Below are 18,259 nucleotides of genomic sequence, written 5' to 3'. Positions count from 1 at the left end.
TTCAATAATGGCCATAACATACGATCAAATTTTCCTGATCTGAACGTTCAATTTATTTCAGTTAACTTTGCCACAAATTCAAACTCCGAGATCATTGGTTCAACTAATAGGTATGGAAACTGAAAAACAACTTCCCTTGCCTAGTACTGATTTAACCCTTATTTTGCCATTATGTTGTTCGATTATCTGGTGGCTAATAGACAAGCCTAATCCGGTCCCTTCTCCGATGGGTTTACTAGTATAAAAAGGGGTAAATATTTGCGTTATATTCTCTGAGTCAATACCACTACCCGTGTCCTCTATTTCAATAATAATATTGTCTTCTTCAACAAATGTTCTGACAAAGATGTCTCCTTTATCAGTGATTGATTGACCAGCATTAATCAATAGATTCATAAACACTTGATTTAACTTGCCTGGAAATGCATGAACTTTCGGCAATGGTTGTAAATCGATATGCACTTTACAGCTATATTTAAGTTCATTATGAACCATATTTAAAGTAGCATTTAATCCTTCATTGATATCAACAAGGGCTTTTTCTACTTGGTCAATACGAGCAAACGTTTTTAAGTTTTTGACTATTTCGCTGACTCGGTCTACGCCTGCGATACTACTTTTAATTAACGGCGGTGTATCCTTGAAAAGGAACTCTAGCTCATATTTTTTTGCTAGTTTTTTATGGTTTTCCTTATCCTCTTCACTGGCAAGAGTGCTGTTAAATTCATAATAATATTTTTCAACATCAGAAAAGTAATCTTCGAGTACTTCTAAGTTACTCCGAATAAAACCAATAGGGTTATTTATTTCATGTGCAACTCCTGCAGCTAACACACCGATACTGGCCATTTTTTCAGATTGTACTAATTGTGATTCACTCTGTTTTAATTCATCATTAGTATTCGATAATTTTTCATAACTTTCCTTTAACGCGCGTTCACGTCGGGCTACTTTTTCACTCATAAGGTTAAACTGATTAAACAAATCAGCAAACTCCATAAACCTTAAGTCGCCTTGTAAAGCATCAGGCTCATGACCTTTATCAAGGCTAGAGGTTAACTGAGAAAGAGCGAGAATAGGTTTGACAAAATAGCGATAGCCATACAAGTAGGCTAATAATGTCGTTAGCACTATTGCAAGAATAATATAACTCCCCATTTGAATAACTAAATCATACAGAGCATCATTCCTATAAGCTTCATCAACGGTATAATTAAAGCTAACCCCTGCATCATGCCATTGTATTGTTTGCTTGGTGCCCACGGCCTGTTTACCAAACTTAGCAATCGTTTTAGTCCCCTTCACCACCTCAATCATTAAACCATCAAGAACTTCAACATCTATTTGAGCTGCAAGGATAGTTTCTAAAGGTATATTGGCTAATAAAACGCCTTCAACATGTTTGTTATATATTACAGGGAATGCTACACACCAAAAATATCGGCCCTCTACAGCTAGAATTTGTATAGAGCTAAACTGCTCTTCATTAAGTATGGCTTTTACCCATGGAAATTCTTGGTAGTTAGTATCAGTAGCGGAAGTGGAATGTAATGTAGAGCCTTCAAAGTCGAGCAAGGTTTCATCATACTTTAGACCTAATAATGTTAAGCCTGCCATATAGTCTTTTATTTTCCCTATGTTTCTTTTAGGCTGCATTATACCTTGAACAAAAAGTGACTCTTGAGATTGCTCTTTCAGTAAGATCAAGTGATGGTTAAGGAACACACGGTAACTACTATTTAATGCAGTGATCTCTCCTTTGGCAATTTTCTCATATTCACTATTAACAAGATCAACCACATGAGTACTCACTAAGCTGGTGATAATTACAGCTAAGCCGACACAACTAATAAAAACAAATCTTGCTAAAGCAAAAGAGACTGTAGTTTTAATCATTTATTTCACTCAATACTTTCAATAATATTACTTTGATGGTTATTCTCTAACGAGTTAAGTAAAACAATCTCATCTTTAGGGCTATATTTTCCCATTGCATAGTCCTCAATAGTCAACGCTTCATGGGCATTAAACTGTGACTTACTATAAGGAGTAAACGGTCCTTTATATGTTTTTAGCAAACCAGTTACTGGCTGCACTAAATGCTCCAATGCATGATGAATCAAGCTTTTGTCTTGGTTTCTATCACCCGTTAATTTAACTTGCTTAATGGCAGCAATGACAATTTTAGTGAGATCATAAGCATGAATAAAACCTGTTTGTGCTTTAATATCTGTAGGGTGTTTTATAGTGCTGTTTGACTTAACAGCCAACGCTAAGACGTTTTTAGCCGTTACTGATAAGTTGTCATTGATGAAAGAGAAATTTGTTTGGATAAATTGTAAATCAATTTTTTCACGCTGACTTGCGGTAACTTTTTCAGAAAAATTTCCCCCTGTTATACCCCAATGACTCCTAATAGGTAAACGAGTGCTTTGGGGTAATTCAATCATAGCATTTACAAAAGTAACCCCTTCTGCTGAATTACCAACAAAAAAGATAACATCCGCACCACTTGCTTTAATATCACGAAGTAACACCTTGGCATGATTCATCCCTACTCCCCAATTAAACCAAGACAAGCCTATAGGTTTTACTGATGATTCGTTCAGGGCTTGAGTCATTGTTATTTTATTAGAACGCCCCCACCCTGTGTCCTCTAATAATAGATAAGGTTTTCTAAAGCCTTGTTCAATCGCTTTTTTACTTATAAATTTACCAGCATTACTATCATCTATAGATAATCGAAATATCCAATTTTTCTCTGAAGCGCTACGAGTTATAGGCCCAGCAGCTGCCCAAGGGTCTAATAATAAAATATCATTATCATTAATAAAGGATTTATTTGCTAACAAAGGAGGCGAATGCAAACCAGAAAAAACCATTAATGCTTGTTCATCAGATAAGAATGCTTCTAAATTACGGCGGCTACGCAATGAATTCGCTCTGTGGTCTTTCAAAATAAGGCCAAATTCAATTCCTTGAATTTGATTATCAACTTCAGCCAACGCAGTAGTAATACCTTGTTGTATGGCTAAGCTAGATGCTGTAGCACCGCTAAAATCGGCATCAAGGTAAATAGTATATTTTTTCTGCGCATAAACATTTGAAGTATAAGTAGTGATAAAGATGAGGTAGGTGAACAAGAAAAATCTAAACAAAAACTTCATAATCAACATAAAGTATCCTTTTAATAATTAATGACATACTTGTCTTATTCATTTTAGTTAAGTTATCATTTTAGCGGGGTACTAATAAAGCTTATTCAATGTATTTATAAACGAGGCTTGGAGTTAGTCTTTAAGATCTAGGTAAATTCAAGAATAGCATGATGTGATTTGTGTGTTTCTTAAGATGATGAAACGATAGAGTTTTTGATGATGTGATTAAAAGTAAATTTATAATCGAAATTGCTGTAACTAGAAAATATAAAAGTTTGAAGGTATATGTTTGTTTTTAAGAATAACTAGATTTAGAAATAAACATTTCAATATTGTTTATTTTTTTGAATAACTTAGAACTGATTATATATTTAAGATGGTACCCGGAGCCGGACTTGAACCGGCACGCTTTTCGGCGAGGGATTTTAAATCCCTTGTGTCTACCAATTCCACCACCCGGGCATTATATCTTTCCGGCTTACACCAAAAGATAAGGGAGTATTTTTATAGTAGGTTGGTACCTACTCTTCATAAATTTAGTTATCATTTTTATTGATAAAAATGACTGACTACTTGTCATAAATTTATAAAAATTTGGAGCGGCTAACGAGACTCGAACTCGTGACATTCACGTTGGCAACGTGATGCTCTACCAGCTGAGCTACAGCCGCTTCATGAGAGCTTTACTTTTACTATTTTACATCTAAATAATGGTACCCGGAGCCGGACTTGAACCGGCACGCTTTTCGGCGAGGGATTTTAAATCCCTTGTGTCTACCAATTCCACCACCCGGGCATAATTATCTAAAAGATAAAGGGAGTTTTTTATAGTAGGTATTGGTAACCTACTTATTCTTTTAGTGAAATCTTGGAGCGGCTAACGAGACTCGAACTCGTGACATTCACGTTGGCAACGTGATGCTCTACCAGCTGAGCTACAGCCGCTTCGTAGAATATTAATCTTCACTTACTACTTTTATAGGTAAAACTTCTTTTAGTTTAACTAACTAAAATTGGAGCGGCTAACGAGACTCGAACTCGTGACATTCACGTTGGCAACGTGATGCTCTACCAGCTGAGCTACAGCCGCTTCATGAGAGCTTTACTTTTTACTTCCCATCATCGTTAAGGAATGGTACCCGGAGCCGGACTTGAACCGGCACGCTTTTCGGCGAGGGATTTTAAATCCCTTGTGTCTACCAATTCCACCACCCGGGCACAAAATGGAGGCGGATACCAGAATCGAACTGGTGTACACGGATTTGCAATCCGCTGCATAACCACTCTGCCAACCCGCCATTTTGTTAACGATGTTTTTCAATGATATCAATATCATAAGTTTTTATTTATTTACACTTAAATTGGAGCGGCTAACGAGACTCGAACTCGTGACATTCACGTTGGCAACGTGATGCTCTACCAGCTGAGCTACAGCCGCTAAATTTAAACTTAATAATTACAAACTTTAGTAAACCGTTTTGCTAGATAATGTAACATCATCTTGGCTCATTTCGTTTTACTTGCTGACTCCCTGTCAACGAAAACGCATTCTACATCTAAATATTTTTCAGTCAACTATTAAATCAAATTTTTATTCTAACTGCTTAAAAAGCGAGTCGTTTGCGTTATTTTTAACTAAACGGTCCATTTATTGGACCGTTTATAATTAAACAAAGCTTTTATAAAATTTTACTGCCCTTTCAGCTCTGGCCATGCCGCTTTGAAATAACTAACCCAAGTAGTCACGGTTAATACCGTCGCAATAGAATAAAAGCCATAAGAAAGATAATTAATCACTTCATGTGGCAAGTAAAACAGAATTAATGGAATATCATAACTAGGCTGCCAAATCAGTCCCATAATACCGAGCATTTGTGCAGCGGTTTTATATTTCCCCATATTAGAAACCGCAATAATGTCACGCTTTCCTATAGAAGACATAAATTCACGTAAAGCACTAATAAACACTTCTCGCGCTATCATGATGATAGCGGCAATGGAGACCAACCAAGAACTATAGTCTTGTGCAATCATTACCAACGCAACAACAACCATGAGTTTATCGGCTACTGGGTCTATAAACGCACCAAAAGCAGATGACTGATTGAGTTTTCTAGCAAGGTAACCATCTAAGATGTCACTAATTGCCGCCAACCAGAAAACTGCAAATGCACCAAAATTACTCCACGAAAGGGGTAAATAGAAAATTATCAAGAAAATAGGGATCAAGACGATCCGAAATAAGGTTATTTGATTAGGTATTGTCCACATTTACTTTTCACTTCAAGTATTTTTCTTTAGTTTACACAAGTTGTTATAGCAGTGCTACGGCAGAATAAGACAAGTTTAAGTAAAAGCTTTGAATAAAGTCTTGTATAGGAAAGTCTTTTCTATTTTTCAGCAGAGAGTGTAAATCGTAACACTGAACGCTTATTTATCATGAAGAGCATTATGAATTTTTTCAGCTAAAACATGGCTTATACCGGGAACTTTGGCTAAGGCGGTAATATCGGCTTGCATGACTTCTTGCAAACCACCTAAAAACGTTAATAGGCTTTGACGTTTTTTTGCACCTATTCCTTCAATTGACTCTAAGCGAGACTTTTTACTGACCTTTTGTCTTTTCGCTCTATGCCCTGTTATGGCAAAACGGTGTGACTCATCTCGAATATGTTGTACTAAGTGCAATGCTGGTGAGGTAGCAGGTAAAGAGATCAACTGATGGCTACCCGCTAAAATTAACGTTTCTAGGCCTGGTTTACGTGACTCTCCTTTAGCAACCCCCACTAACAAGGGCGTTCTTGTTAGTGCAAGCTGGCTAAAAAACTCTTCAGCTTTAGCAAGCTGTCCTTTACCACCATCTATAAAAACAATATCAGGTAACTTTTCTAAAGCACCATGTTCTTCCGGTTTGATTGGATTCGCTTTTAATTTTCCATACCGTTTATTTAACGCAAACGCCATGGCGGCATAATCATCCCCTGGTGTGATACCGAAAACATTATAACGGCGATAATCCGTTTTTAGTGGACCCTCTTGGTTAAAGACAACATTAGAGGCTACGGTTTGTTGTCCCATGGTATGGCTTATATCAAAACACTCAATACGTTGAATGCCATTTTCAAGCTCAAAAACTTCGTTTAACGCAACAAAGCGAGCTTGCATTGATTCTTTGTGACTATTTCGGGTAACTAAGGCTGTATGTGCGTTAGTTCCGGCGAGTTTTAAATACTGGGCTCGCTCACTACGGGTATTAGTGGATATCTTAACGTCATACTCTGCTTGTTCACTCAACAGTCTTGCTAATTCTACTACCTGTTCAATTGACTCTTTAATGACAATCTCTTTTGGAATACTACTCTGCACTTTGCCATGATTTAACATTTCATTGCTTAAGTAGTGCTGAGCAATAAAAGCTTGTAATATTTCACTGTCGCTACTTTCACTCGGCACCGTAGGGAAGTAACTTTTACTGCCTAAAATTTTATGTTGCCTAATAAAGAGTAGATGGATACAGACTTGGGTTTTGTCTCGATATAATCCGACAACATCAAGCTCTGCCACATGACCACTTACATGCTGCTGCTGCTGGACTTTACGTAATGTCACTATTTGATCACGATATTTTGCCGCAAGTTCAAAATGTAGTTCATTGCTCGCTAACTCCATTCTTGCAACTAACTGCTCTATCACCGCCGAGCTTTTTCCTTGCAAAAACAACTTAGCTAAATTGACTTGTTCCTTATAATCATCAACCGATATTTTATCAACACAAGGCGCTGAGCAACGACCTAGTTGATGTTGTAAACAGGGTCTTGACCGAGCGCGATAGTAGCTATCTTCACATTGTCTAATAGGAAATATTTTTTGCATTAATCGCAAACTTTCCCAAACGGCACCAACCGTAGGAAATGGACCAAAATACTCACCTTTTACTTTTTTACCGCCACGGTGTAGACCCAATTTGGGATGCTTATGTGCAGTAATGAGTAAATAAGGATATGACTTATCATCACGTAATAAAATATTGTATTTTGGTTGATACTTTTTGATGTAGTTATTTTCAAGGATCAGCGCCTCACCTTCCGTATGGGTAACGGTTACTTCAATGGCGGCAATTTGTTTCACTAAAACTTGTGTTTTTACTGACCCTAAATCTTTTCGAAAATAACTCGCAAGACGTTTTTTTAACTGCTTTGCTTTACCTACATAGATGACTACTTGCTTACTGTCATACATTCGATAAACACCAGCCTGCTCAGTAACTACACGCAAAAAAGCCTCACTATCGAAAGTTGAGGCTTTAATGGTTTGGTTATTTTCTACATTATCAGTAGTATTGTGCGGCATTGAGGCTAATCTTTTTTATGGATATCTACAGCTTTTCTGTTTTTAACATACCATATCGGATCGCTAAATGCGTTAGCTCTACATCATTACTAACATCAAGTTTTTCAAACATGCGATAACGATAACTATTAATTGTTTTAGTACTCAAATTTAAATGCTCAGATATAGCGGGTACTTTATCACCACGCGTGATCATGATCATAATCTGTAATTCTCGATCGGATAATGTATTAAAAGGATTATCTTCAACCGATTTGAACTGGTTCAATGCCATTTTTTGGGCAATATCAGAAGGGAGGTAACGTTGACCACTGTGAACAGCACGAATAGCATTAACCATTTCATCAGGACCAGCATCTTTAGTTAAATAGCCAGCGGCCCCCATTTGCATCACTTTACTTGGAAAAGGGTCTTCGGTATGCGCAGTTAAAACAATAATTTTAACATCAGGTGCAAAACGTAAAATTTTCTTGGTTGCCTCAAGTCCACCCATACCTGGCATATCCATATCCATGAGTAAAACATCAGGTTCACTGTTTCGGCAGAATTTAATGGCTTCTTCACCTGTTTCACATTCGCCGACGACCTTCAACCCTTTAACGCTCGTTAAAATTTTATTAATACCGACACGTACAAGGTGGTGATCATCAACCAATAAAACATTTATCACGCAAGGCAACCTTAATTAGAAATGAAAAACAGCAAGGGTATAGCTAAACCACTGACTATTCAATTGATTATTATAGAAAACTAATGCTATTAAGCGTTTATTAGTCTGCTGTTATGTAAAAGCACAAGTACATGTGAGTTCTTGGTATTAATAACAATTAGAGCTTATTATTTTTCAGCCAATTATTTAATAAACCTATTTGACCATTTTTATAAGCAGCATACGTTAGTCGAACTGCATTACTTAATATAACACTATCAGACCAGTTTGTTTGTTCACTAATAAGTTGATAACAGTTTTTTGCTTCCGGTGACATATAGCCGCGCATTTCCTGTAAACCACGCTCTTTTTGTCGTTCGCGATAACGCTTTTGCTTTTCAGCATTGCTCATGGCGACTTTTTTATTAGGCAACTCGTTCGTTTGTTCGACGTTTTTCATAACAACTTGGTTTATTTCTAGTTACATGGACCTATAATTACGCATAACGACAGTATAATCAAGGCATGAAACAAATTTGATATAGCACAAATTTTTTTAAATATTTAACTGTTCAGAGTTGTTTAGTGTACAAGCGTACGCTAAAGTAGTCTCCTAAAATTTATTATCGGATTTCAGCTTATTATGGCTATGCCACAACAAAACTCATACAGTAAAGAAGATCTAGTAAAAGCAGGCACAGGGGAATTATTTGGTGAAGGTAATTCACAGCTTCCCTCTGATAACATGCTGATGATGGATCGCATAATTACCATCTCTGAAGAAGGTGGTGAAAATGGTAAAGGCTTCATCTTAGCCGAATTAGATATTACACCTGATCTATGGTTTTTTGATTGTCACTTTAAGGGTGACCCGGTAATGCCAGGTTGTTTAGGCTTAGATGCTATGTGGCAACTTGTTGGATTTTTCTTAGCTTGGACTGGTGGTCCAGGTAAAGGTCGTGCTTTAGGTGTAGGTGAAGTTAAATTTACCGGTCAGATATTACCGACAGCAAAGAAAGTTACTTTCAAAATAGACTTTAAGCGCGTTATCAAACGTAAACTATACATGGGTCTTGCTGACGGTAGTGTTAGTGTTGATGGTCGTGAAATATACACAGCTAAAGATCTTAAAGTAGGTTTATTCACTGATACAAGTAAGTTCTAAATTAACTTTGGCGTTATTTTAGTAAAGTATTAACTTACTGAAAATAAATAGTTACGTTATAAGTTTAGATCGAAAAGCCCAGCAATTTGCTGGGCTTTTTAATATATTCAAATGGGTTAAAATACTGTTGAACTGTTCTTGATAAAACAAAAAAATGTTTATTTAAACAGCCCCTGTTGTTTATCCTCTATGGCTTCTCGCCATCCGCCAAGCCACTGTGATTTGATAGCATCAATTTGGTATGGGCAATGTTCTTTGGAACGACCAGATATACCTGCTTGGTAACCTCTTGTATGTGCCCTACTTTGGCGATCGCGTTTTTGCCGCTTCATCATAAATACACGCTCCTTGGTTGTTCTTAACAGAGACATCAATATCAGTTTATTAATAAATAAGTATTAAAAAGATAAAATTATTCATCAAATAGATATTGCCCAATTTCATTAAGCATAGTTCAAAACAATCGAAATACAATGAATTTTAGTGCCAAATTTCGGATATAAAAAAAGCACTCACCGGTGCTTTTTTTTATGCTTAACTATCAATAATTAAGCAATTAAATTTACTCTTTGAAAAATTATTTATTAAATATTCTACGACGAAGACCCAATAAACTAAACAAGGCTAATATGGCAATACCGCCAATACTTGCTCCTTGTCTTTCTACTTTCTCTTCAACCTCACTACAATCATCAATCACACCGCCAGTAATAGGCTTAAGTAATACTGCTCTTACTACATCAATCCTTATTGCATTTCCGCTTGCATCAAGTCTTAACTCACCTTTTGCATCATAGCTATCGGACTTAATAACAGCAGTAGCAGATATTAATCCCTCATCATTAATGTCACTGGCATTCAGTACATTATATTCTGAATTACATTCTAGTAGTGTGTTCAAATCTGTCATTACAGGTGCATCATTTGAAGTATCATACAAAAAACCAGCAGTACGGCGAGGATTATTTGTACTATCATTATGGCTTTCTATTTCTGCTTCACCAACAATAATACCGGTTGAATTTACTGCAAAAGCAGTACTCTTCGAGGTCGTGAAGAAATCTTTTGGCGTGATCAGCTCCATTTCACTTTCAGGAACCGTGGTATCAACATAAAAAAACTTTTTAACAGAAGTACTAATCTCATGGGTATAACCAACAGCTAAACCATTATCATTAATATCTAATGCTCTAGAAAATGAAAAGACTGAGTTGGTATTAAATCTATAATGCAGTTGATTAAAATCAAACACAACTTTATTACCCAATTCATCTTCTTTGAATATTACCGCATAAGAACCGCTCAAAGCCTGAGTTGAAGTAGGAGTAGTAACATCATTAGCATCCCAACCATGGGCATAGCCGACTGCGACGCCGTTATTATTAACCGCAAGCGCTTGGCTAGAAAAAGCTCTATTATCATCGACATGAGGAGTAACTAACAAACCTAATTGCTCTGTTTCTACAAGGTTATCAGCCGATAATGTTGCCTTAAATGCTTGGATGTAATACATACCACTTTGAACTTTTTGTACACAAATTTCATAAGGAATATCATCTACAACACCAGGGTCGGCACAACCACCGTCTTCATCAAGTACATATTCTTCTCTAAGTTCACTCAATTTATAACTACTATAACCAACAGCACTGCCATTTTCATTCATATCAAAAACAGCTGAGATACCACCACCATATCGAGTTTCAATAGGAAGAACTGGATAAATGGTCAAGCCATTATCAGGAGAAAAGAATCCTCGCTGTCCGTGTTCTCTGACCCAATGAGTATGAAGATTACCAGAACTATCAGTGAACTCCGGCATTGCTAAATAAGGCGCCGTTGCCGTACCAAAAGCTATATTACTATCGGTGACACCTTCAATAACATCAATTGTTGAACGGGTAATTACGTTTCCTGCACTGTATGTACCGTCAAAACCAGTATCAAATATTCGTATTTCACTACTTTGACTGCTATCACCTAGATTAGTCATAGCCACAGTATCACCAACAATTTGATATTCAAAATTTGGGTTTTGCGACGATGAGTTTCTGTCTTGTAGGAATAACTTGGTCCAAGCTAAGTCATTAGCTGTTGGATTTCCAGCCTTCAACGCATCAAAATCTTCAATTTCATCCAAACCAAATTGGTAGTCATGAAATTGCAAAGCAAAGCTTCTTATACTATTAAAGTCAGTTTCACTTAAGTGTTCAAACTGCACTGGGAAATTATAAATATTAGTACCAGCAACGGCCATAACCCCTTGGTTATTTTGTTTCTTGCCGTAAGTATACTCAAGGTTTTCTGCATTACCTTTGTCGACTACTTCATAAGTAGCAGCGTGGCTGAAATTAAGGAAACTCAGGCTTAACGCACTAGTAACTCCTAACACCAATATATTTTTTGCAAATTGCTTCATACTACTTGCTTACTCTTTAAGGTTGTTCTGTTTAACTTATCTTTTAACAAAACAAGTTAAACATGGTTATTTAAGGTCTACATTAAGGCAATACTTTAAAACGAAGACTTACCATTTCAAAGTATTTATTTGTTATTCATCATCGAGTTCTTGCCATCTGGCATAAACGACTTCAAGATTTGACTCACTTTCTGCCAGCTGGTTCAAAACTTTTTGTGTTATTTTCTCATCTTGGCTAAAAAAGTCAGCATCATTAACTTGTGCCTGCAGTGAATCAATCAAACTTTCTAATTCATCAATTTTTCCAGGCAGCATTTCAAGCTCACGAGCGTCTTTAAACGATAGCTTTTTCTTCTTAGCTTCAGGCTCTGCCAAAACGTTATTTGCTGCAGAAGTAACACTACTTTTAGTCTGCTTTTCTTGATTACTTTTTTGTTGTACACCTTCAGCCATGCTTTGGCGTTGTGTCTTTTTTAAAGCGAGGTAATCATCCACATCATCGTAACCGCCAACAATCTGATTTATCTGTCCGGTACCGTCAAAATACAAACAAGTATTCACACAGTTATTAACAAAATCGCGATCATGGCTCACTAAAATAACGGTTCCAGCATAATTTGCAACAACTTCTTCTAGCAATTCTAATGTTTCAATATCAAGGTCGTTGGTCGGCTCATCGAGAATAAGCAAGTTACTCGGGCGTAAAAAGAGTCGAGCAAGTAATAATCGGTTTTTCTCTCCACCTGATAAAGCTCTTACTGGTGTACGTGCTCTTTTAGGGCTAAATAAGAAATCTTGTAGGTAACCTAATACGTGGCGAGAACGGCCATTCACTACAACTTCTTGTTTACCTTCACCGACAATTTCTTGTACTGTTAGATTTAAATCAAGGGCTTCACGATGCTGATCAAAATAAGCAATATCTAAATTAACACCTGAGCGCATTTTACCACTTGTAGCAGCTTGCTTTTCCATGATGAGTTTAATTAAAGTTGACTTGCCCGTACCGTTAGCACCAATTAACGCTAATCGGTCATTACGGGTAATAAGTAGGTTGAGGTTTTCAATCACTACATTATCACCAAAGGCTACTTTGACATCTTCCGCTTCAAAGACTAGTTTGCCAGAGCGATCACCCTGCGTAATATTCATGGTGCTTTGATTACGCACATCGCGACGAGCTGTACGCTCAAGACGAAGTTTTTCTAATGAGCGAACTCGGCCTTCATTACGGGTACGACGGGCTTTAACCCCTTGACGGATCCATACTTCTTCTTCCGCTAATTTTTTATCAAATAGCGCATTTTGTTGATCTTCAACTTGTAAATCATGCTGTTTTTGCTCGATATACAAATCGTAATCACCCGGATAACTTTTTAATTTACCGCGATCTAAATCTAAAATACGAGTAGATAAACCACGGATAAACGCCCTATCATGGCTGATAAAAATAATAGTACCGGCAAAATCTTTTAAGAATTGCTCTAGCCATAACACGCTTTCAATATCTAAATGGTTAGTTGGCTCATCGAGTAACAATATATCAGGGCTGGTAACAAGTGCTTTAGCCAACGCAACTTTACGTAACCAACCACCAGATAGATCGCAAATTTTTGCATCTGCATCCAATGATAACGTTGTCATGGCTTGATCAATGCGCTGTTCGTCTAACCAAGCATTAGCTTTTTCAAGCTCTTCTTGCACATTTGCTAACTTGTTAAGGTTTTTATCACTTGGATCTTCGCCAATCAAGTGAATTAAAGCGTGATAACGACGGATAAGTTCGGCGTTTTCTTTCACCCCTTCAGCAACATAATCAAACACAGAGATATCAGACGATTCTGGTGGATCTTGTTCTAGCATTGACATTTTCATGGTACTAGACTTTAAAATTTGACCATCGTCTAAACCTTGTAAGTCCATTAATATCTTCATTAAAGTAGACTTACCTGCGCCATTACGCCCTACTAAACAGATACGCTCGCCAGTTTGTACACTTAAATCTGCTTTATTTAAAATCTTATCTTCGCCGAAGGCAAGCTCACCATTGGCTATTCTTAATAATTCCATAATTCTTCTTATGCGTTACTGTTAACTAATTGCGTTACTTGCGCTTGGGTAAATGGCCAAAACAGCTTAGTATTTTCACTGCTATTTTGTTCTAATTTTTCGAGTACGGGAATGTGTACACCATACAACTCGACCAGTGTTTCCGTTTCATGGTCAACACTTTCTTGTTCAATAATATCAACTTGCGTTAACTGCTCAACAGTCAATACCGTTAAACAAATGGCCAACGCTTGTTCACATAAATGGCAGCCTTCGCTGCCATACAAATTATACTTAGTCATTATGATTAACTACTTACCTTTGTCTAAATATGCCTACTTATGTCGCCGTGCGCTTAATAGACCAGCTATTATGAATATGCTTATTTCGGGCGAAATCTTTATCACGCGTCACATCAGACATTGCTTCTGCAGTTAAGCCCAGTTCAGCTAACGCTTCAAAATCTATCTTAAAGTTGCGTTTGTTATTAGTGAAAAATATTTCACCGCCTCTATTAAGTGATTTCAAAGCATCTGTAATTAAGTCAACATGATCTCGTTGCACATCAAAGCTATCTTCCATACGCTTTGAATTAGAAAATGTTGGCGGGTCAATAAAGATTACATCAAACTTGTTAACATTCTTTTTCAACCAATCTAAACAATCTGCTTGAATGAATTGGTATTTATGACCGTTCAGCTTATTTAAGGCAAAGTTATCTTCTGCCCAATTTAGATAGGTATTAGACATATCAACGGTTGTAATCGATGCTGCGCCTTGCACTGCTGCTTGTACTGACACTGAACCCGTATAGGCAAATAAATTAAGTAATGATTTACCTTGAGATTTTTTCGCTACTATTTGACGCGTTTTTCGGTGATCTAAAAACAAACCCGTATCGAGGTAATCCCATAAGTTAATCTTAAACAATGCACCATGTTCATTGATAGTAAGCGATTGTTTCGTCTTTTCTAATCGTTCATATTGATTGGCGCCCCTCTGCTTAGCACGGGTTTTCAAAATAACTTTATCTGTTGGTATATTTAATACCTTAGGTGCCCAATAAATAACTTCTTGCAGACGTTTTTTGGCCTTATCTTCTTCAATAGTTTTTGGCGCGGCGTATTCTTGTATAACTAAATATTCGCCATAAATATCAATCGCAACATTATACTCTGGAATATCACCATCATATAAACGGTAGGCTTCAATCTCATTTGATTTCAACCAGCCTTTTAAATTTTTACGATTTTTCTTTAAACGGTTAGCAAACGCACTATCTTCTTCGGCAAAATCAGATTGTGGATTTATCGCATCTTTTGCCCCTTGCTTTGCATCAAGGTTATATAAAGCTAATTGACAATCTAACGGACCATTCTTAAATTTATAACGCTTAAAACTTGACAGTTTCAACATAGAAAGCAAATCAACATTCGCTGTCAATATGGCAATACGCCAATCTTTAAACTGCATTTTAAGTTTTTGACCGAATAAAACGAAGTTTTCTACTAACTCAGGTAATTCACCAATACGCTCACCATAAGGTGGGTTAAATAAAATAGTACCCGGCTGCCCAAAGGTATTATCCATATCATTGGTGTTTTTACAGGTGAACTCAATATATTGGTGTAACTGAGCATTACGAGCATTTTGTTGTGCCGTTCTCAATACACGCTCATCGATATCGATACCAAAGACTTTGACTTTGAGGTTCGACATATTTTCTTCAGAGCTATCTATCGCGAGCGTTAATTGTTTTTGCCAAACAGCATTATCATGAGACAACCAAGCCTCAAAGCCCCACGATTGTCGGTTAATGGCAGGTGCTTGCTTAGCTGCCATTGAAACGGCTTCAATCAAAATAGTGCCTGAACCACACATAGGATCAACCAACGGCTTGCTGGTATCATTTAACCAACCCGAACGTATTATTAACGCTGCAGCTAAGTTTTCTTTTAACGGGGCTGCACCACTGTGCTCGCGATAGCCACGTTGGAATAAACCTCGGCCAGAAAAATCAAGAAAAATGGTAACATTATCTCTTAATAAACGAGCCTGAAAACTAATTTGTGGTGCTTTTTTATCAACATTAGGGCGTTCGAAGCCTTGATCTCTAAACTGATCAACTATCGCATCCTTAATCGTTAAGCCACCAAACTGACTATTTCGAATTTCTTCGCTGTAACCAACAAAGTCGACAGCAAAGGTAGTAGTCGACTTAAAAATATCTGGCCAGTTAATACTACTAGCGGCTTTGAACAATTCATCTTTATCTTTCGCTTCACCCTCACCTAGTTTAAGCATGATACGTGTCGCAAGACGTGTCCAAAGCGATATTTTATATCCCAAAGCTAAAGAAGCTTGAAAATAAACGCCTTCTGGTTTTTGTATAACGTTAAATGCGCCGAGGCTTTTAATTTCATCAAACAATAAAACTTCAATACCTGGAGAGGTTAAAGCTAAAAATTGTTGCGTGGATTCTTTCATGGTGAATTTCCGGAGTAAGAAGCAGAGTAAACTATGGGCGCGATTATATACACAAACGCAAAGCACATAAACAAAAGTTAACTTTAACTGACCGAAAGTGCCTGATTTTCACACGTAACGAATAACATTTATGCTAACAGTCTTTTTTTTATAAAAGCGCTTGCTTTATCGATGCTCTATCCTTACTATACGCATCGCTTTCAGGGAGTAACCTTTCTGGAAGTAATTTCTCGCAATAAGAAGTAAAATATTGTGGCTTGTTCAAGTAATATCTAGCAATAGCAACATTTGAATCATTCTGACGCGGGATGGAGCAGCCTAAAAGTTCAACCTCGTCGGGCTGTTCATTATAAATAGCCGAAGGTCGTCATGTTTGTTATCAAATCTGGCTTCCGCAATCAATTCTTAAGTTTGAATTAAAAAAACTTGGCTTTCCTACTTTTGTAGGTCATTCGGACGCGGGATGGAGCAGCCTGGTAGCTCGTCGGGCTCATAACCCGAAGGTCGTCAGTTCAAATCTGGCTCCCGCAACCAACTTTCCTCAAGTATAAAGAGATGGTCGTCAGTTCCCTCTTCATAAGATAAGGGCTCCAACAACCAATTCTTGAGTTTGAATTAAAAAAACTTGGCTTGTTTAAGTGTTTTACTAGCAATAGTAATATTTAAACCATTCGGACGCGGGATGGAGCAGCCTAAAAGTTCAACCTCGTCGGGCTGTTCATTATAAATAGCCGAAGGTCGTCATGTTTGTTATCAAATCTGGCTCCCGCAAGCAATTCTTAAGTTTGAATTAAAACAACTTGGCTTCCTACTTAATTGTAGGTCATTCGGACGCGGGATGGAGCAGCCTGGTAGCTCGTCGGGCTCATAACCCGAAGGTCGTCAGTTCAAATCTGGCTCCCGCAACCAACTTTCCTCAAGTATAAAGAGAAGGTCGTCATGTTTGTTATCAAATCTGGCTTCCGCAACCAATTCTCTGATAATAGAATTAAAACAATTATTGGCTTGTTTAAGTATCTCTAGCAATAGTTATGTTTAAACCATTCGGACGCGGGATGGAGCAGCCTGGTAGCTCGTCGGGCTCATAACCCGAAGGTCGTCAGTTCAAATCTGGCTCCCGCAACCAACTTGTTTCCTTAAAGAGATAAGTATAAAAAGTAAATTCTTAAGTTTGAATTAAAACAACTTGGCTTGTTTAAGTGTTTACTAGCAATAGTAAAAATTTAAACCATTCGGACGCGGGATGGAGCAGCCTGGTAGCTCGTCGGGCTCATAACCCGAAGGTCGTCAGTTCAAATCTGGCTCCCGCAACCAACTTGTCTTTTAAAGAGATAAGTATAAAAATAAATTCTTGAGTTTGAATTAAAACAACTTGGCTTGTTTAAGTATTTACTAGCAATAGTAAAAATTTAAACCATTCGGACGCGGGATGGAGCAGCCTGGTAGCTCGTCGGGCTCATAACCCGAAGGTCGTCAGTTCAAATCTGGCTCCCGCAACCAACTTGTCTTTTAAAGAGATAAGTATAAAAAGTAGATTTTTAGTTCCTTCTTCATCAGATAAGGGCTCTCAAAACTAATTCTTAAGTTTGAATTAAAACAACTTGGCTTCCTACTTTATCGTAGGTCATTCGGACGCGGGATGGAGCAGCCTGGTAGCTCGTCGGGCTCATAACCCGAAGGTCGTCAGTTCAAATCTGGCTCCCGCAACCAATCTTTGTAAAACCTCTATCTAATTCCTAAGTTATAACCTACCTAACTGTTACTTATAAATTGCCAAAACTGATCATTACCTGTTTCATTATTTATTAAAGAAAGTGGCACCTGCAAAATATTCAATATCTGTTCCCATATAAAATATAAATTGAATACATCTATCTGGTACTAATCAATTACCGGAAACTGATACTGCCTATTTAATGCTCAACATCCAAAATCAATTCAATAGAATTTTATTTTCTATTTATTTTTATTTTTAATAACTC

General features: G+C 37.3%; 12 protein-coding genes and 14 tRNA genes. 7 read left to right on the top strand and 19 right to left on the bottom strand.

The window, feature by feature from the left end:
- Window positions 1-99: 99 nt before the first annotated feature.
- The 14 genes from CXF79_RS10175 to CXF79_RS10110 all read right to left on the bottom strand — a co-directional run bounded on the left by CXF79_RS10175 (window position 100) and on the right by CXF79_RS10110 (window position 8,617).
- Window positions 100-1,896, bottom strand: coding sequence for a sensor histidine kinase (locus tag CXF79_RS10175; RefSeq protein ID WP_011044036.1), 1,797 nt, complete (start codon window positions 1,894-1,896; stop codon window positions 100-102).
- 5 nt (window positions 1,897-1,901) lie between these two features.
- On the bottom strand, window positions 1,902-3,176 hold the full coding sequence (locus CXF79_RS10170; protein ID WP_101154841.1) for an ABC transporter substrate-binding protein: 1,275 nt from the start codon (window positions 3,174-3,176) through the stop codon (window positions 1,902-1,904).
- A 359-nt stretch (window positions 3,177-3,535) separates the two neighbouring features.
- Window positions 3,536-3,620 (bottom strand) — tRNA-Leu (locus tag CXF79_RS10165).
- 133 nt (window positions 3,621-3,753) lie between these two features.
- Window positions 3,754-3,829, bottom strand: a tRNA-Gly gene (locus CXF79_RS10160).
- A 40-nt stretch (window positions 3,830-3,869) separates the two neighbouring features.
- Window positions 3,870-3,954: transfer RNA gene (locus CXF79_RS10155), tRNA-Leu, on the bottom strand.
- 73 nt (window positions 3,955-4,027) lie between these two features.
- Window positions 4,028-4,103, bottom strand: a tRNA-Gly gene (locus CXF79_RS10150).
- Window positions 4,104-4,172: 69 nt separating this feature from the next.
- Window positions 4,173-4,248: transfer RNA gene (locus CXF79_RS10145), tRNA-Gly, on the bottom strand.
- A gap of 43 nt (window positions 4,249-4,291) precedes the next feature.
- Window positions 4,292-4,376 (bottom strand) — tRNA-Leu (locus tag CXF79_RS10140).
- A gap of 6 nt (window positions 4,377-4,382) precedes the next feature.
- A tRNA-Cys gene (locus CXF79_RS10135) sits at window positions 4,383-4,456 on the bottom strand.
- A 64-nt stretch (window positions 4,457-4,520) separates the two neighbouring features.
- Window positions 4,521-4,596 (bottom strand) — tRNA-Gly (locus CXF79_RS10130).
- Window positions 4,597-4,847: 251 nt separating this feature from the next.
- The gene (pgsA, locus tag CXF79_RS10125) at window positions 4,848-5,429 is read right to left on the bottom strand and encodes a CDP-diacylglycerol--glycerol-3-phosphate 3-phosphatidyltransferase (RefSeq protein WP_101154840.1); all 582 of its coding nucleotides are present in this window, start codon (window positions 5,427-5,429) and stop codon (window positions 4,848-4,850) included.
- A gap of 159 nt (window positions 5,430-5,588) precedes the next feature.
- On the bottom strand, window positions 5,589-7,508 hold the full coding sequence (gene uvrC, locus CXF79_RS10120; RefSeq protein WP_101154839.1) for an excinuclease ABC subunit UvrC: 1,920 nt from the start codon (window positions 7,506-7,508) through the stop codon (window positions 5,589-5,591).
- Window positions 7,509-7,533: 25 nt separating this feature from the next.
- A complete protein-coding gene (gene uvrY, locus CXF79_RS10115; RefSeq protein WP_011044040.1) occupies window positions 7,534-8,178 on the bottom strand; it encodes a UvrY/SirA/GacA family response regulator transcription factor in 645 nt (214 codons plus the stop codon).
- A 157-nt stretch (window positions 8,179-8,335) separates the two neighbouring features.
- A complete protein-coding gene (locus tag CXF79_RS10110; protein ID WP_011044042.1) occupies window positions 8,336-8,617 on the bottom strand; it encodes a hypothetical protein in 282 nt (93 codons plus the stop codon).
- Window positions 8,618-8,806: 189 nt separating this feature from the next.
- Between CXF79_RS10110 and fabA the strand changes: the two genes are divergently transcribed.
- Window positions 8,807-9,322, top strand: coding sequence for a bifunctional 3-hydroxydecanoyl-ACP dehydratase/trans-2-decenoyl-ACP isomerase (gene fabA / locus CXF79_RS10105; protein ID WP_011044043.1), 516 nt, complete (start codon window positions 8,807-8,809; stop codon window positions 9,320-9,322).
- 158 nt (window positions 9,323-9,480) lie between these two features.
- Here fabA and rmf read toward each other — a convergent pair whose 3' ends face one another.
- The 5 genes from rmf to rlmKL all read right to left on the bottom strand — a co-directional run bounded on the left by rmf (window position 9,481) and on the right by rlmKL (window position 16,277).
- Window positions 9,481-9,654: a ribosome modulation factor gene (rmf, locus tag CXF79_RS10100; protein ID WP_011044044.1), complete on the bottom strand. Its 174-nt coding sequence runs from the start codon at window positions 9,652-9,654 to the stop codon at window positions 9,481-9,483.
- A gap of 245 nt (window positions 9,655-9,899) precedes the next feature.
- Window positions 9,900-11,741, bottom strand: coding sequence for a DUF3466 family protein (locus CXF79_RS10095; RefSeq protein WP_101154838.1), 1,842 nt, complete (start codon window positions 11,739-11,741; stop codon window positions 9,900-9,902).
- A gap of 132 nt (window positions 11,742-11,873) precedes the next feature.
- Entirely contained in the window at window positions 11,874-13,811 is a 1,938-nt protein-coding gene (uup, locus tag CXF79_RS10090; protein ID WP_011044046.1) for an ATP-binding cassette ATPase Uup, read from the bottom strand.
- 8 nt (window positions 13,812-13,819) lie between these two features.
- Window positions 13,820-14,092 carry a glutaredoxin family protein gene (locus CXF79_RS10085; RefSeq protein WP_101154837.1) on the bottom strand — a complete coding sequence of 91 codons (273 nt, stop codon included), beginning with the start codon at window positions 14,090-14,092 and terminating at the stop codon, window positions 13,820-13,822.
- A gap of 37 nt (window positions 14,093-14,129) precedes the next feature.
- A complete protein-coding gene (rlmKL, locus tag CXF79_RS10080) occupies window positions 14,130-16,277 on the bottom strand; it encodes a bifunctional 23S rRNA (guanine(2069)-N(7))-methyltransferase RlmK/23S rRNA (guanine(2445)-N(2))-methyltransferase RlmL (protein ID WP_101154836.1) in 2,148 nt (715 codons plus the stop codon).
- Window positions 16,278-16,734: 457 nt separating this feature from the next.
- Between rlmKL and CXF79_RS10075 the strand changes: the two genes are divergently transcribed.
- The 6 genes from CXF79_RS10075 (at window position 16,735) to CXF79_RS10050 (ending at window position 17,987) form a co-directional block, all read left to right on the top strand.
- Window positions 16,735-16,811: transfer RNA gene (locus CXF79_RS10075), tRNA-Met, on the top strand.
- Window positions 16,812-17,109: 298 nt separating this feature from the next.
- A tRNA-Met gene (locus CXF79_RS10070) sits at window positions 17,110-17,186 on the top strand.
- 140 nt (window positions 17,187-17,326) lie between these two features.
- Window positions 17,327-17,403: transfer RNA gene (locus CXF79_RS10065), tRNA-Met, on the top strand.
- Window positions 17,404-17,514: 111 nt separating this feature from the next.
- Window positions 17,515-17,591, top strand: a tRNA-Met gene (locus CXF79_RS10060).
- Window positions 17,592-17,700: 109 nt separating this feature from the next.
- Window positions 17,701-17,777, top strand: a tRNA-Met gene (locus tag CXF79_RS10055).
- A 133-nt stretch (window positions 17,778-17,910) separates the two neighbouring features.
- Window positions 17,911-17,987, top strand: a tRNA-Met gene (locus tag CXF79_RS10050).
- Window positions 17,988-18,259 lie beyond the last annotated feature (272 nt).

The organism is Colwellia sp. Bg11-28, from assembly GCF_002836245.1.
In the GTDB taxonomy this organism is placed as follows: domain Bacteria; phylum Pseudomonadota; class Gammaproteobacteria; order Enterobacterales; family Alteromonadaceae; genus Colwellia; species Colwellia psychrerythraea_A.
This window is presented reverse-complemented; position numbering and strand designations above follow the sequence as displayed.

Coding starts and splice junctions, on each gene's coding strand:
- CXF79_RS10175 (WP_011044036.1), bottom strand. CDS start 1,896: ATGATTAAAACTACAGTCTCTTTTGCTTTAGCAAGATTTGTTTTTATT.
- CXF79_RS10170 (WP_101154841.1), bottom strand. CDS start 3,176: ATGTTGATTATGAAGTTTTTGTTTAGATTTTTCTTGTTCACCTACCTC.
- pgsA (WP_101154840.1), bottom strand. CDS start 5,429: ATGTGGACAATACCTAATCAAATAACCTTATTTCGGATCGTCTTGATC.
- uvrC (WP_101154839.1), bottom strand. CDS start 7,508: ATGCCGCACAATACTACTGATAATGTAGAAAATAACCAAACCATTAAA.
- CXF79_RS10110 (WP_011044042.1), bottom strand. CDS start 8,617: ATGAAAAACGTCGAACAAACGAACGAGTTGCCTAATAAAAAAGTCGCC.
- fabA (WP_011044043.1), top strand. CDS start 8,807: ATGCCACAACAAAACTCATACAGTAAAGAAGATCTAGTAAAAGCAGGC.
- rmf (WP_011044044.1), bottom strand. CDS start 9,654: ATGAAGCGGCAAAAACGCGATCGCCAAAGTAGGGCACATACAAGAGGT.
- CXF79_RS10095 (WP_101154838.1), bottom strand. CDS start 11,741: ATGAAGCAATTTGCAAAAAATATATTGGTGTTAGGAGTTACTAGTGCG.
- uup (WP_011044046.1), bottom strand. CDS start 13,811: ATGGAATTATTAAGAATAGCCAATGGTGAGCTTGCCTTCGGCGAAGAT.
- CXF79_RS10085 (WP_101154837.1), bottom strand. CDS start 14,092: ATGACTAAGTATAATTTGTATGGCAGCGAAGGCTGCCATTTATGTGAA.
- rlmKL (WP_101154836.1), bottom strand. CDS start 16,277: ATGAAAGAATCCACGCAACAATTTTTAGCTTTAACCTCTCCAGGTATT.